Source organism: Geobacter anodireducens, assembly GCA_001628815.1.
Lineage (GTDB): Bacteria > Desulfobacterota > Desulfuromonadia > Geobacterales > Geobacteraceae > Geobacter > Geobacter anodireducens.
In genome coordinates, this window is sequence record CP014963.1 from 775,802 (window position 1) to 791,444 (window position 15,643).

6 protein-coding genes and 3 pseudogenes are annotated in these 15,643 nt (G+C 66.4%); 4 read left to right on the plus strand and 5 right to left on the minus strand.

The features are described 5' to 3' along the window. The first annotated feature begins 39 nt into the window (after positions 1-39). The 4 genes and pseudogenes from A2G06_03670 to A2G06_03685 all read left to right on the plus strand — a co-directional run bounded on the left by A2G06_03670 (position 40) and on the right by A2G06_03685 (position 8,505). A pseudogene (locus A2G06_03670) lies at positions 40-5,738 on the plus strand (cytochrome C). Positions 5,739-5,827: 89 nt separating this feature from the next. Further along, positions 5,828-6,352, plus strand: coding sequence for a hypothetical protein (locus A2G06_03675; GenBank protein ID ANA39612.1), 525 nt, complete (start codon positions 5,828-5,830; stop codon positions 6,350-6,352). Between the two features lie 2 nt (positions 6,353-6,354). After that, positions 6,355-7,682: pseudogene (locus A2G06_03680) on the plus strand (ResB-like family cytochrome C biogenesis protein). Further along, positions 7,675-8,505, plus strand: a complete 831-nt coding sequence (locus A2G06_03685; protein ANA39613.1) for a cytochrome C biogenesis protein ResC — start codon at positions 7,675-7,677, stop codon at positions 8,503-8,505. The pseudogene A2G06_03680 and the gene A2G06_03685 overlap by 8 nt, the downstream one beginning before the upstream one ends. Positions 8,506-8,546: 41 nt before the next feature. Here the strand turns inward: A2G06_03685 and A2G06_03690 are convergent, their stop codons facing one another. The 5 genes and pseudogenes from A2G06_03690 to A2G06_03710 all read right to left on the minus strand — a co-directional run bounded on the left by A2G06_03690 (position 8,547) and on the right by A2G06_03710 (position 15,603). Further along, entirely contained in the window at positions 8,547-8,867 is a 321-nt protein-coding gene (locus A2G06_03690; protein ANA39614.1) for a molecular chaperone, read from the minus strand. Between the two features lie 75 nt (positions 8,868-8,942). Beyond that, positions 8,943-9,275 (minus strand): multidrug transporter, encoded by a 333-nt coding sequence (locus tag A2G06_03695; protein ID ANA39615.1) that lies wholly within the window; start codon positions 9,273-9,275, stop codon positions 8,943-8,945. A gap of 223 nt (positions 9,276-9,498) precedes the next feature. Beyond that, a pseudogene (locus A2G06_03700) lies at positions 9,499-12,694 on the minus strand (hypothetical protein). Positions 12,695-12,721: 27 nt separating this feature from the next. Further along, the gene (locus A2G06_03705; GenBank protein ANA39616.1) at positions 12,722-13,108 is read right to left on the minus strand and encodes a hypothetical protein; all 387 of its coding nucleotides are present in this window, start codon (positions 13,106-13,108) and stop codon (positions 12,722-12,724) included. A 218-nt stretch (positions 13,109-13,326) separates the two neighbouring features. Beyond that, positions 13,327-15,603, minus strand: a complete 2,277-nt coding sequence (locus A2G06_03710; GenBank protein ANA39617.1) for a hypothetical protein — start codon at positions 15,601-15,603, stop codon at positions 13,327-13,329. Between the last annotated feature and the right edge of the window lie 40 nt (positions 15,604-15,643).

Genomic DNA, 15,643 nt, shown 5'->3' on the forward strand with positions numbered 1-15,643 from the left:
AGTGAGGTTACTGTGAATACGCGATCTTGGAAAATAGCGATGATGTGGTGCTCGGTGGTGTTTGCGGGTATTTCACCGGTCCTGACCGGCGTGGGCGAAGTCCGGGCCGCCATCCAATGCTACCAGTGCCACGGAACTGCGGCAACCAGTGACTATCGCCCGGAAGACAGCGCGTTCCGGACTATCTCCACCGGAGGATTCAAGGGAAATCACCGGACTCACATGGCAAGCAGCGCCACGGCAGACAGTTGCACGGTCTGCCACGGCACGAGCGGCTACCAGGCAAGCCATCGCGACGGTACCATTGCCATCGCTTCCAACATTAATGCGTCACCGGCCGTCGGCACCTACAGCCGCGGCACGTCCTTCGCCCAGAGCGCCTCGGCGGTGCCGGGCACCTGCAGCAACGTCAACTGCCATTTTGAAACCGTAACGCCGGTCTGGGGCAGCCCGCCCCTTGCCTCCACCGCCGATTGCGGCACGTGCCACGGAAGTGCGCCGGCCACCGGCAGCCATCCCGTCGGGGGGAGCAGGCACGGGGCCTATTACGGTACCGGTACCTCTTCATGTGGTAAATGCCATCCCGACCATGGGGCCAAGGAGGGGGCGGCCCGTTTTGCCCATGCCACCAGCGCCGGCCGGGACCTGCAGGTCAGCTTCGCTGCCGCGCCGAACAATGGCAGCGGCAGCTATTCCGGGCCGGTAAACGATTACCTGCCGAGTCAGAGCACTGTCTTCGGCACCTGCTCCGGCACATACTGTCACAGCCCCGGCACCAAGTCGTCGGCATTCGACGCCCCGAACCAGGCCGCAGCCTGGGGGGGAAACCTTGCCTGCAACGGATGCCACAAGTCCGACCGCTCTTCGGGCTCGGCCATGGCCAGCGGCAGCCACCGGGCCCATGTGGACGGCTTCGGGCTGGGCTATACCACGGTCAGGTGCGTCAGGTGTCACGCTGCCACCGTCACCCCGGCCATGGCCATCGGCACCTACGGCAATCATGTGAACAAGCTGGTCAACGTGGCGTTCGACAGCACCACAACGGCGGTGAACGGCACCTACGGCGGGGTGCCGTCTCCCATGGCCAAGGCCCCGGGCAGCGCCTACGGCAGTTGCACCAACGTCTACTGCCACTCCAGCGGCCAGGGAAACAGCGGCACCTGGCCGCCGACCTATACGACTCCCACCTGGGGATCCGCCGCAACGGGGCAGTGCGGCACCTGTCACGGCATCAACGGCGCAACCCACAGCGGTTACGGCACGCCGACCATCATGAACTCGGGCAGCCACAGCAGGCACCTGGCCTATACCTTTGGCATTGCCAGCAGCGAAACCCGCTGCGCGGCCTGTCACGCCACCACCCTGACCGGATTCAACCCCACGGCCTGCAGTTCAGCGGTCTGCCACAACCGGATCAGCCAGAAACACGCCAATTATGAAGTCAATGTGGGATTCCCCGACTACTACGGCGCCACCGCTGCCTACGGCGGCACACCGAAGCCGGGTGACGGCTACGGCTCGTGCACGAATATCTACTGTCACAGCGATGGCCGGGACACCCCCCACTACGCCCAGACCCCCCTGGCCTGGGGCGGCGCGTCCCTGGGCTGCACCGGCTGCCACGGAAGCGCCACGGCACCCCAGGACGGCAGCGGCGGCACCACCCTGTCGGGCAAGCATGCCGCCCACGTGAACAATGCGGCGATCTTTGGCACCAATAACAGCCTGGGGTGCGTCAAGTGCCACAACAGGACCGTCAGCGGCAACAGCACGCTCCATGGGACCACCGGCACCCAGTACCATGTCAACAAGACCCGCGACTACTATGGGACCATGGCCGGCAGCTACAACTCCGGCACAAAGGTCTGCAGTAACGTGTACTGCCACAGTTCGGGCCAGGCCACACCGGTCTACCGGGCCGTGGCCGCCTGGACCAGCGCCACCGGCTACGGCTGCAACGGCTGCCACGGAGCCGACAGCGCCTTCGCGGCAGCGGCAGGCGAGCCCAACTACGCCAACGGCGGCGCCGGAACGGCCACGGCCAACAGCCACCAGCGCCACGTGGCAAGCCTCGGCATTACCGCCACCACGGGCTGCGCCGCCTGCCACTGCCGGACCGTGGACGCAGCCGTTGCCAACAAGCTGCGCAACTACTCGACCCTGCACCTGAACCAGGCGCGCAACGTGGCCATGAAGGCCATCAACGGCAAGTCCGGCACCTATGACAGCACCGCCAAGACCTGTTCGGCCACCTACTGCCACGGTACCTCCCCGTCGCCGGCCTGGGGGGGATCCACCGCCTGCAATTCCTGCCACAGCGCCCGGGCCACCGATGCCCACTGGGCAGCCAATTCCGCCCACAAGATCCACTGGGAGGGGGCCAATCTGCCCTCTTCCTATGCCATGGCGCCCGGCAACGGCACCGGCGACGCGGCCACCTACCGGTTTGCCTGCTCGTCCTGCCATTCCCCCGCCGGCGGCTCGGCCCATGCAGGCGGCGCTCTGGCGGCAAGCCAGGCGGCCCAGGTCTATTTCGGCTATTCCGCGGCAGGCGTGCGCGGCAGCTACTCGGGAACCGGCACGGTCTACAGCAATGACAACGGGTTCAACTGGACCGCCGGTTCCTCCGGCTGCACCGCCACCTACTGTCACTCCGGCGGCGCCGGCCAGGCCGGCCGTTCGGCAGTTGCCTGGAGCACCGCCAACAAGAGTTCCTACAGTTGCAACCTGTGCCACGGCAATGCCGCTGCGCCCGCCAATGACTGGCGGCGCGGCGCCCCCCTCTATGCCTCCGGCTCCATCACCTACAGGGGACAGGCAAAGGGGAACGCCCATGGCGTCCACATCACCGCAAAGACCAGCCTCCCTGCCGTCTCCATGCAGTGCGCCAACTGCCACGCGGCCACGACCGCCTCCAGTACCTCGATCTCCGACAAGCGCAAACACCTGAACAAATCCTACGATGTGTCTCCCGGCGGCACCTTCCGGGACGGTGACAACACCGCCAACTCGACAGTGGTCACTGTCGCCTACAGTTACAACGCCGCGGGGAGCAGATGCTCCAACGTCTCCTGCCATCCGGTGGGACTCGACGTGACCACCACGCCGTCCACGCCGCTGGAGCGGGCCACCAGCACGGTCACGTGGAACACTTCCTACAAATGCACCGACTGCCACAACATCCCCATGCAGGATACCGATACCTACCATCATGCCATGTATGATTACGGCCGGACCTATCCGACCACCATCCCCGACGGCAGCGCCACCGGCGGCACCAACTACACCAGCCGGACCTGCACCATGTGCCATGTGGATCACACGATCTTCAGCCCCGATCTCAACACCAACAGTGCCGGCCGGTCCTACAACCTGAGGACCGCCATCGGCTCAACGCCCACCACGACGGCAAACTTCACCAATTCCGACTACAGCGCCTCCGGCGGCGGTATCTGCATCAGTTGCCATGCCACGGAGCGAACCAAGTCCACGGTACGGCGCAAGCAGGAAACCAATGCCACCAGAACGCCGCCCGTCACCCTGGCCAACTACTCCGGGTCAGCCCACCAGTACAACGTACCGGCCAGCTTTTTCAGCGACGGCAGCCGGTTCCAGGGCAACTGCTCCAAGTGCCACAACGCCCTGGTCAACGAGACGTCGGTATTCATGAGCTATACCGGCTCCGGCGATTCCTTCGGCAATCACAACAGCGGCATCCGGCGGCTCCAGGGCTCCCTCGGCGCAACAGGGGGCGAGGTGGCCGAAGAGCAGATCTGCTACCGCTGCCACAGCCTGTCCGGCGATGCCGACCCGGGGGGTGGTCCTCCCAAGGCGGTTGCCGACAAGGACTACTACGGGGTGGCGTCCATGAGCCTGGCGTCCCAGGACATCTTTGCCGCCAACCGCGATTTCCGGGCCGCGAACCCGACCTACAGCCTCACCAGCAAGCTGTACTTCAAGCCGGCCGCGGCCGAGACGCCTGCTGAGGCCATGCCGAATCAGCACAATACCGGCGATTCCTTCAGCGGAGGCACCTGGATCGGCCGCGCCATGTCCCCCTGGGAAACCACGGTCGCCTACGAAACCAAGGACCAGGGCACCACCCTGGAGGGCACCAGCTACTGGCGCATGGTCACCTTTACCTCGCCCGCGGTCTACAGCACCACCACCGTCCCCGCCGGCACCTGGATCATCAACCTCTACTGCCGCGAGTCATCAACGGCCCAGAACGCCAGGATCAGGTACATGGTCTACAAGTGGAACAACCCTGCCGATACCATGGGAGCCACCATCATCGCCAGGGGGACCTATGCCACCGAGCTTTCCACTGCCAGAGCCCCCGGCACCGTGCGCCAGATACCGGTGAACGTGGGCGCCCTCACCCTCAACGCAGGGGAGAAGATCGTGGTCGATCTTTCGTTGGAGACGACAACCACGAGCACCAACGGCTACACCGCCTCATTTTACTTCGGCAGTCACGCGCCCAGCGAGCTGACGCTGCCCGGCAGCGTGGCCTGGAGCTACGCCGACCCCGGCGCCCCTGGCTACGGCCACGCGACCCAGCACTATTCCGGCATCCATCTCCCCTCGCGCCAGAATGAAACCCTGGCCTACATCGCCCGGAACAGGCACATCGAGTGCGTGGACTGCCACAATCCCCACGCGACCCGCAACGGGCTCCACGGCGATTACGGCATTGCCACGGGCGGAAGTTCCACTACCCTGGTCAACAGCGACAAGAACTGGGTGCCCAACCAGTGGGTCGATGCCTACATCAATATCATCTCGGGCTCCGGCGCCGGCCAGACGGTCACCATCAGCGGCAATACCGCCACCACCATCACCGTGTCCGGGTGGACCGCGCCGGCCAGCGGCAGCGTCTACCGGATCATCACCAACAACAATGCCGTGTCCCGGAGCCAGCGCGGCGTGTCCGGCGCCAGTGTCAGCTATTCCGGGAGCTGGACCAACGGCACCTATACCATGGTGAGCGAGGCCGCCTACGAGTACCAGATCTGCTTCAAGTGCCACGCCGCCACCGATCCGGCCACCAATACCCTGCGCTACTGGAACGTGACGTCGCCGTCGCTGGGGGCGGCCCGCTGGACCAACATCGGCCTGGAGTTCAATCCCAACAACGCCTCGTACCATCCGGTGATCCAGCCATTGCCGTCCACCGGCAACCGGCGGCTGACGACGGCAGCCCTGACCGGCGGCTGGCAGCCGGGCGAGGTGATGACCTGCTCCGACTGCCACGGCAGGGATACCAGCACCTCGGCCACGGCCCAGGCCCCCACGGTTCGACCGTCAAGTGGCTGTTGACGGGCATGTACCAGAACTGGCCCTTCACGTCTGCGGCGGCCAACGGCACCTCCTCCGGCGGGACCCTGCTGGCCGGAACGGGCACGGCCACGCCACCGGCCAACAACTTCTGCTTCAACTGCCACACCTGGGCCGCGGGCGGCTACGGTCACACCAAGTCGTTGGGCGGACACAGCAGGCCCTGCGTCAACTGCCACATCAGGGTCCCCCACGGGGGCAAGGTGCCGCGTCTCCTGACCGGGGGCAACGCTCCCTCGCGGTACAAGCCCGACGGCAACGGCGGCGCCTTCTCCGGCTCCTACCTGACCAGCGCCGTCCTGCCGGCCAGTGGTTATATGGGGGCCAACAATGTCAGCTGTTCCTCCATCTGCGGGGGCAAGCACACCGACAACAGCACAAAGGCCTATTCCTGGTGATGGGGAGTGGGTTCGGCGGATACCCCGGCGGGGCAACGTCCGGGGCGCGCGGCAGGAGCGCCGCCAGCTCCGGGCGGGTGCGTCCCGGCATGGTCCTGCTGGCGGTTGTGCTGGCAGTTTGCTCTGCCTGCACCATGGGCGATACCGGCGAGATCGAGGCGGCCATCCGCCGCTACAATGACCTGCTGGTCCAGGGCTACCGGACCCAGAACATGAATCTCCTCATGGAAGTCACCACCCACGAGCACGCGCTGAAGCTCTATCACCACATGGCCGCCCTCGGCGAGGGCCAGTTGCGGATGGAGTCGAAGCTCAAGAGAATCAGGTTCCTGAATGTCGAACGGCGCGGCAGTTCCGAGACAATGGTGGAAACGGAGGAAACCTGGGACTTCACCCATTACCGGATGGCCACCAACGAAAAATACGCCGAGGAAAAGGATTTCATCTACCGCATGGGATATGTCCTGAACAAAGAGAACGGCCGCTGGCTCATCACCGGGGTGAACACCATCAGCGGCACCAGCACCAATAATGTGGTCCCCTGGCCGGTGCTGGACCGCAAGGGGAGGGTCGTCAATCAGGCGCCCGGCGGCGCCCAGGGACGGCACCCCTGACCATGGAGCGGATCGAGCGGTTTTTCCTGGCACGCGGCACCGTCATCAGCCTCATTCTCCTGGCGCTCTGCGCCATTGCCCTGGCAGCGTTCATTCCTCAGCGCTTTCTGACCCCGCCCGAAGAAATGCAGGCGTGGCAGTCGGCCCACCCGCTGCTCTGCCGTTGGAGCAACCTGCTGGGCCTGCACCGCATCTACACGCATCCCGGCTTCGCCTTATCCTTGCCGGCGGAACGATCTCCCTTGCCCTGTCCACCCGGCATCAGGCGCTCGCCGCATGGCAGCGCACCGTGCTTCCCGCCGGCGGCATGGCCGGGGACCGGCGCTTTTCCGTTGCCCGTACGCCGGAGGAGGTTTCCCGCCTCCTCATGGCCAACGGGTTCATCGGCCAGGGCACATTCGATGGGGAAATCCGGCTGGTGCGCCATCCCTGGGGGTACTGGGGCAATACCCTGCTCCATTTCGGCATGGTGCTCACCATTGTCGCTTCGCTGTGCATCGCCCTGACCCAGCAGCAGGGAGTGATACATCTGGCCGAGGGAGCCATCCACTACCCGTCCCAGCCCCTGCTGCGAGAGGAGCATGGGCTCCTGGCCGGTCCGCTGCACCTGCCGGACGCCGTGCGGCTCGACCGGGTCGCGTACCGCTTCGGCCCGGACCTCGCCGTACGGGAGCTGGCCTCGACCCTGACCTTTCTGTCCGATAACGGCGTTGCCGAAACAGAGACCGTTGCCATCAACCGTATTCTCAACCACCGGGGCATCCGCTTCTATCAAGGGGTGGAGTTCGGCCATGCCTTTTTCGTGGAGGTGACCGGGCCGACAGGAGAGCAGAAGGTGTTCCAGCTCCAGTTCATGCATCCCGACACGCCTGACCTGCCGAGCTATAACGATTTCCGGAACCTGCTGGGCGACGGTTTCCTGGTGCGGGCCAAGTACCTGGTGGATGGGGAGGGAAAGGGCTTCGACCGGGTCAGCCCCCTGCTCACCCTGCGCCTGGACCGGGACGGACGGGAGGTGGGCCGGCTTCCCCTGCAGCCGGGCGGTGAGGGGGCCATCGGGCAGTATCGCTTCCGGTTGCTGGGCTTCGCCCCCTGGTCGCGGCTGATCATGGTGAACGTAACCGGAATGCCCCTGATATTTGCGGGTTTCTTTGTCATCTGTCTGGGCGGTGTCCTCCACTATTTCACCCCGCCCCGCCAGGTATCGCTTGCAGGAGGGGCCGCCGGCGGCACGGCGGTGTCCTGGCGGGCGGCGAGATTTTCCGGATTCTACCGGGATGAACCGGATTCGTTGAAACGGATGGTGAACGGCGGGGGAGCGCATGGCTGACCAGGCATCGGTATACGTGGCAATGAACTGGCTGGCGGTCTGCTGCTACGTGGCGGCGACCGTCCTCAATGCAAGCGGCATCATCTTCCGGAAGGCCGTGGTGGAGCGCCGCAGCTACTGGCCCCTGTGGCTGGGGCTGGCCCTGCATTCGGCCTCACTGGTCTACTGGTGGCGGGTTGTCGGTCACGGCCCCTACATGGCCCCCAGCGAGGTGCTGCTGTCGGACGCATGGATCGCCATGGTGCTGTTCCTGGGCTTCCAGCGGGCTTTCCCGCGCATCCGGCCGGCCAGCCTCATTGTCGTGCCGCTGGTGTTCCTGATGGTGGCGTTGGCCAATTTCTACAACCCCGGCATCCGCTCGCTGCCGCCCACCTTCAGCAGCATCTGGCTCGTACTGCACATCTCGTTCTACAAAATCGCCCTCGGCGCCCTGATCATCGCCCTGGCCTTTTCCATTTTCTACCTGCTCAAGGCCCGGCCCACCCCTCCGGACTGGCTCAAGCGCCTGCCGGACCTGGAGGATCTCGACCTCCACGCCTACCGCTTTGCCGGCTTCGGCTTCATCTTCTGGGCGATCGGCATGCTGGCCGGGTCCATCTGGGCCTACCGGTCGTGGGGGCGGTACTGGGGGTGGGATCCGGTGGAGACGTGGTCACTCATGACCTGGCTGATCTTCGGGACCTATCTGCACCTGCGTCGGTTTTTCCGCATGAGCGGCCGGATGGCGGCCTGGTTTTTCATCTTCGGTTTTGCCGTGGCCGTGGTCGCCCAGTTCGCCTCGTCCCACATGGGGACCTCCATCCATTCCGAGTATTTTCAGTAGGGGAGCAACGGTTGGCTGGGGGGCCGCCGCCGCGGGCATCCTCAGGCCGGCGAAGAGAGCTTGAGCCCGATGATGCCGGCGACGATCAGTGCAACACTGATCAATCGGGCCGGGTTGGCCGGTTCCCCGAACAGCACGATCCCCAGGAGCACGGTGCCAACGGCGCCCACCCCCACCCAGACGCTGTACGCCGTGCCCACCGGTAGCGTCCTCATGGCGATTTCCAGCAGCCAGAAACTGGCGACCATTGCCAGCACCGTCAGCACCGTCGGCCAGAGCCGGGTGAACCCCTCCGTGAATTTCAGCCCGATGGCCCAGCCCACCTCCAGCAGCCCAGCGAGAACAAGGATTACCCACGTCATGATGTCGTCCTTTCCGATTCGTGGGGTCGTCCCCGTGGATGTTCGGGCGGCGGGGCCGTCCCCGCCGCCGGTCAGTCAGTGCGTCGCCGATGTGGAGCAGAGATTGAGGACCAGCACGCCGGCAATGATCAGCAGAATGCCGAAGACCGCCGGCAGATCGAGCCGCTGCCCCATGAAAGCCCAGGCAACCACAGCGACCAGCGCCGTTCCCAGGCCGGACCAGATCGCATAGGCAATGCCGACCGGGATTGATTTCAGCGTGAGCGACAGGAAGTAGAAGGCAGAGGCATATCCCGCGACAACCACGCACGACGGCCAGAGCCTGGTGAACCCTTCGGCCGACTTGAGCGCGGATGTCCCGGCAACCTCACTGATGATCGCCACCAGCAGATACAGCCATTTGTGCATGGGGTCGAGACCTCTTTCTCATGGTTCAGGGAAGGACTGGCGGGGCCATGGCGGGCCTCCCGGAGTGCGCTAGTGCTTCCTGCGGCCACCTGCCATGTCGATAGAAATATGAGCCGCCGGCCCTCTCACGCTGAACACCTTGTAGCACACCCTCCGGCGTGCCGCAAGGCTCCGGTCCCCCGGCGGCGGGAAGGGCTTGTTGTGCTGCCTGTCACGGCTTTTTTCAGTGGGGGCGCGCGGTGAAGGAGTAGCGCCGGGCCACGGAGGCGGTGTTGTGGAGGGTGGCCAGGAGCGCGGGGTCGTTGCCGAGCCCCTGGGGTGCGACGCTGTCGCGCAGGATCTGGAGCGCACCCAGGAGCGGGGCGGCTTCGGTGCTGGCAGTCACGCGGTCGTCTTCGCCCAGGGCGGCGATCAGGTCGGCCAGTCCCTTGTACTCCCTGGCTTCGGCGAGGTTGCCAGCGGCCAGGGCGGCCAGGTGGTCGAAGTAGACGGGGGCGATGGCCGGTGCGCCCGTGACGATGGCCAACTGGGTCAGGAGGGCCCGGTAGGCGGTCTGTTCCCCCTCTCCGCCCACCAGGGTCTCGTGCTCGTGGAGCGGCAGGCTGGTGCGGATGAGGCGGTAGACGTTGACGAAGCGCAGCCCCCGGCGCGGGGTGGCGCCGGCATGGGGGGCCAGTTCGGCCATGAAGGCGGTTTCGTGGGAGGTGAGGGCCATGGTGCGGGCCTCGTGCTCGTGGAAGGACTCCTCGCCGGTGTCGGGCTGCAATGTCGCTTCGGGGAGCGGAGTTTCCACCGGTGCCGCGGTGGTGGTTGCTTCAGTCACGGCGGGCGTCTGCTCTGTCGATGGTTGGGGCGAAGACGCCGGCGGGGCGGCGTCCGGGGCCGGTTCGGGCGGCACGGCTGCCCGGTCGGCCTGGGCTGCGGACTCGGCCGCCACGATCCCCTTGATATAGTTCCGGCAGGCGTCGGCATCCATGGCGCGCACCCAGTAGGGGAGCTGGAAGATCTTTTCCAGGTAATCCTGGGACGAGGCGGCCCGTTCCCGGTCGGAGTTGTTGGGGGCGGTGCGCCGGTCGGCGGTGTCGTGCCGCGCCTCGCCGGCGGGAGCGCCGGCACGGACGGGGGCCGTGGCGCCGGTGCCGGGGATGATGACGGTTTCGGCCAGGAGCTCCGGGTAGACCTCCTTGAGGGAGCGGGAGACCCAGCGGGCATCCACGGCCACGACCACCACGAAGAGGGGGAAGCAGAGGAGCAGGTGGATGGCCTGGAGAACCTCCACGACCTTTTCGGGGGGGCAGCGGTCCAGGTCGTCGATGTAGAGGATGATCCGCTCGAACAGGCGCAGGGATCGACGTCGAAGGTGGTGGAGGCCCGGAGGCAGCGGTTTCCTCATCGGTCAGCACGTCGCCGGAGCGGGCGATGAGTTCTTCCACCCTGCGGACGTAGTCGAGCCGGGCGCGCTCGTATTCCTCGGCCAGCTCCCGGTCGTGCTCGGCGTCGGCCATGAGCTGGGCCAGTTGGCCGAAGTCCTTGCGGATGGTGGCGATGATCCCCAGGTGCTTGGCGTAGTCCCCGCTGACGACCTTGTCGCGGATAAAGGCATTGAGCCGCCCCCGGGCCGTGGCCCCCTGGAAGTCGCGGGCCGCGTCGGCGGCGCGGCGGTCGGCCTCGGCCAGACGGCGCTCGGCCTGCTCCACATCGCTCCTGAGCCGGGCTGCCTCGCGCTCGGCATCGGTGAGCAGGGCCGCTTCATTGCTGTTCTTCCTGAATTCCTCGGTCCGTTCGGCAATGGCCGTTTCCAGGTTGGCGCGGAAGCCTTCAAGGGTGTCCAGGGCGGTGGCGGTCCGTTTGAGGGCCGTGCCCGCGAACCCGGCCACGGAGGCCATGACCGAGGAGAGTCCCAGAACGGCGCTGTTCACCTCTTTCAGCCAGGAGAGCACCTCTGTCCGCCCCAGGATGTCCCGGAACCAGACCACGCTGACCGGCGCCGCAACGAGGACCAGGGCCAGGGCCGCCAGCCACCGGGGACGGCCGAGCATGGCCACGGCGTTCCGCCCCAGGGTCCGGGCCCGTCCGGCCTGGGTGGCGGTTTCCTGGAGCACTTCGCTCAACTGCCGGGCCGAAGCGGAGAGTTCCGGCACTCCCAGGGCCTTGCCGGCGCGGTCGATGGTCTCGCGCGTCTCCGGGTCCCTGCCCAGGGTCGCGCCCACGGCGGTCCAGAATTCGCCTGTCGTTGCCACGGCCTGGCGGGCCAGGGCCGTCTCGAATCGGGCCCGGACGGTTTTAAGGTTTTCTTCGGCCTCCTGGCGCTGGCGGCGGCGGAGCACCAGTTCGTCCATGGCCTCCAGCCTGAGGGTGCGGGAGGTGGAGAGGTGGTCGAAGAGGAGGTCCACGGTCTCGTTGGGGTTTTCGGGGCGTTCCTTGAGCCAGCGATCCAGTTCGGTGAAGATGTAGTCCACCAGGCTGGCCCACAGGTTGGATTCCACGTAGTGCCAGGCATTGAAGCGGATCTGGACGATGTTGCCGTGGAAAGGTCCGTCGCTGTCCGCGTCCCGGGAAATCCGGGCCACGTGCTCGTGCATCAGCTTCATGAAGAAGGTTTTGCCCGAGCCCCATTCGCCGAATACCCCGATGGAGAGGGGCGGGCGGATGGCGCGGCCCGCGGCGAGGCGGGCAAAGGCCCGGGCCTCCTGCCGCACGTCCATGAGGTCCGTGGCCGAGGTGGGGTCGTCGGCAGTGAACCGGGCGATGAGGACGTCGGGTCCGGCGCTGACGGGCGGGACGGGGGCCGCGGCGGCAAAGCTCTTGAAGGTGGTGCCGGCGAGGGGCGGCTCCGAGGAAGGCGCCTCCGTTGCCTGTTCCAGGGCCAGGGAGACCCAGGTGGAATCTTCGGACGGGAAGGTCCGCTGGAGGAAGTCGAGGGTGCTGCGCTGCCAGGCGGCGATGTCGGCTCCCCAGCCGATGAGCTGCTTTCTGTGGTCGTCGGAGAGGCGGAAGGCGAGGGCCGCCAGCAGGTGGCGCGTACCCATCCGGCGGGGCTCGGCGCCGTCGCGGGTGGCGATGCCCAGCGCCGACGCGAGGATGTCGCGCACCGACGAGGAGTAGAACTCCCTTGCTTCGGGCAGGGTGCCGGTGGCTGCCTGCTCCTCAATCTTGGGGCGCACCTCCTCGGCGGTGCGTACCAGGTCGGCGATGGCCTCGGCCCGTTCCCCCGTCTCCCGGGCGTAGCGCGAGAACCAGGCGCCGGTTTCGTCCTCCACCAGGATGGCCCCCACGAGGATGGACGTGAAGTTCACCGGCGTGCCGTCCCCCCTGATGGCGCCGGCCCATGCGGCAAGGCGCATGAGCCGGTCAAGGGACGGTTCGTAGGTCGCACTGGGAGGGAACGGCGTCAGAGAGGCTGATTCGGGCCTGTCCATGGGACGCTTTAGCGGTGCCGGTCGAGGTCAGCGATTCCTGCCGCCGCCGGCTCCCATCCCCTTGCCGGCAGGTCCCATGCCCGCCGGGCCCATGCCTCCGCCCGGCACCGGCGGCTCGTCGGGAAGGGTCAGTCCCCGCTCCCTGGCCCGCTCTTTCATCCGCTCATGGTGCTCTTTCCGGATCTTGTCGCGCTCCTCCGCGGTCTTTGCGGCGTGCACCCGGGCCCGGTACTCGGCCCGTTCCTTCTTGGTCATGAGCTGGCTGCCGTAAATCCGTTCCTGCTCCTTTGCCTCGGTCCGGACGTTCTCCTTGATCCGCTCCCGGACGCGCTCCTGGTCCGTTGCCGGCGCCACACCGGCGGAAAGCGACAGTGCCCCCCCCACAACGGCTACGATCAGAGATTGTTTGTTCATGGCTGACTCCTTTCCTTCAGTGCTTTGGCTCAGCGGAAACCAGGAGCGGAATCGCCCCAACCACAAGGCCGACGCTCTTCAGTACTTCAAGAATGGCGGTCAGGTCGACCCGTGGGGAAGTTTGGTCTGACTGTTGCGTCTTTCAGTGCATGGGCATGCTCGTATTGCACCGGAATGCCGGGCGCCCCCACTAAGTTGCCGGAGGGGCGCCCGGCGGTTCAAGCCGGCTTCAGGTCGTTGCATATCCTCACCGGCCACAGGGCTTCGCGCCAGTGGGGGCCGCCCGGCGTGTAGGTCCTGTCCTGGACGCGGAGCTTGAAGACGTACACGCAGCACTCGCCCCGGGGCAGGAGCAGGTCGGCCGGGACCGGGTAGCCCACCGATGCGCTGCAGAGCGGATCGATTGCCCGCAGGTCGAACTGGGCCAGGGTGCCGAAGACCGCAGCGGGGAGCGGGTTGGCAGGGTCGCAGGGGGTGCAGGAGGTGCCCGGATCGCCTACGCGGTTCGTGCCGAAGAAGCAGGGGCTTCCCATGCTCCAGGAAACGGGGATCTGGACTTCGGTTCCCCCCTGCTTGCTCACCTTGACCCAGTAGAAGTCGAAGTTGTCGTTGGGCCGGGTGAGGGGGAGGGCAGGGTCAATGTACTCGTCCCATGCGATGCCCGAGAGCGGCAGGTTCCAGGGGACTCCGCAGTCGGGCGGGGTGGCGAAGCTGCTGACGCGGATATCGGCGCAGCGGGGCACCGCGTCGATCCGGATCATGGCGCAGATGGGCTTGTTGTCGATCCAGACCTTCTGGGTGTCGTAGTAGAGGGTGCCCCCCGTGTCCTCCACCACAAGGCGCAGGGTGACCAGCCCGCTCAGGCCGCAGGTGGAGACGTGGGTCTGCCAGCAGGAGGGTGCGAGCCGTGCCTCGGGGACGTTCATCAGGCAGTAGGGGGGGAAGGGGACCGGCACCACGCAGTCGGTGACCCAGGAGGCGGTCAGCACCGAGGTGTCCTTGCGCATGTTCATGTCCCGGTACTGCCAGACCGTGTTGTACTCCACCTTCCAGATGTTGATCCAGCCGCCGGTGGTGGGGTCGGTCTCGAAGCCGGGCTTGTAGTCGATGAGGTAGCGCTTGATCTTCCGCCCTTCGCACCCGCCCACGAAGGCGCTTCCCCAGATGGAGAGGCATTCGCCGAAGGATATCTCGTGGACCCCCGAGGGGCGCGTGCAGAGAGCCGGCACGGTTTCCACGAACATGGCCGCGGGGTCGTAGGCTGTGGTGTCAAGGGTGAAGGCTCCGTCAAAGCCCAGGATGCGGACATCCTGCTTGAACAGGGAGAAGGTGATGGTCCTGACGCAGGTGGTTCCCTGGACCCCGTACACGGTGAGGCGGATGGTGTAGACCCCCTCGTCCCGTGCCGTGGTGTCGAAATAGGCCAGGAGCCCGCCCGCCACGGGGGAGTTCCCCTGGGTGCCGCCGCCCGGGGGGATCGGGGGATAGTGGAAGTCCGAAGCGTGCCAGGCAATGCCGTCGCGGGACCACTCCAGCACGTAGCGCAGGAACCCGCCCCCCGTGGCCGTCCCCTTCACGGCCACCACCAGAGCCTTCAGGTCCGCGTTGACCTCTTCGGCCACGCAGCCGGCGGGGTCGGTCAGCTCGCAGACCAGGGGCTGGAAGCAGCGGCGTAGGCAGCGGAAGTAGGCCACCAGGCAGCGGACCAGGTCGATGAGCGAACGGGAGCGCCCCAGGCACCAGCCGAAGCGGAAGGCGCAGATGCACCAGCAGCGGCAGAGCCAGAAGCGCGGGTCTTTGCTCAATTTCTCGAAGAGTTCGGCCCCCATGAGGAGCCGGGCGTTGTCCACCGTGAGGAACTTCTCGAACAGGGCCTCGGCCGCGTCGCCCCCCGAGTGGCAGTCAACCTGGCCCGACACGGCCCCGTCGGCCAGTTCCATGGAGTGATCCATGGCCTTGGCCTCCTGCTCCAGCCAGGGCCTGAAGACCTCGGCAAAGCCTGCCGTGAGCTTGCGGAAGTCGGCCCGCTCCTCCGGCGTGGGCTGGCGGCCGGTGGGATCGTTCTGGAAGAGGCGGCGGATGCAGAGCCAGTAACGGTAGAGGTAATAGACCGACACCGGGAAGGTGCGGGAGCGGGAGAGAAGCCAGCCGAAGCGGAGGCAGCAGAGGATCTTGCGCAGGCACCACTGCCACTGGTCGATGGGTCCCAGGGCCTCCCGGGCCTGGGGGGTGAGGGTGCGCAGGGCCACGTCGGCGGTGGCCAGGGGGGCGAAAAGCCGGTCGGCGAGAAGCTGCTCGTCCTCGCAGCTGTGGGGTTGCTTTTCCGCCACGGCCACGAGCCGCTCGGCGGATTCGCTCAGTTTGAGTTCTTCTTCGAGAATGGGACGCCAGGCGTCCAGGAGTTGTTGGAGGACGAACTGGAAGTCCTCCCGGTTAATGTCCCCGTTCAGGAGCGCCTTGACGGTCTCCGCCGTCAGTTTCGTGTCCTTTTCCATCCGTGGACTCTCCTTCCATCCGCATCCGTGCGGACATACG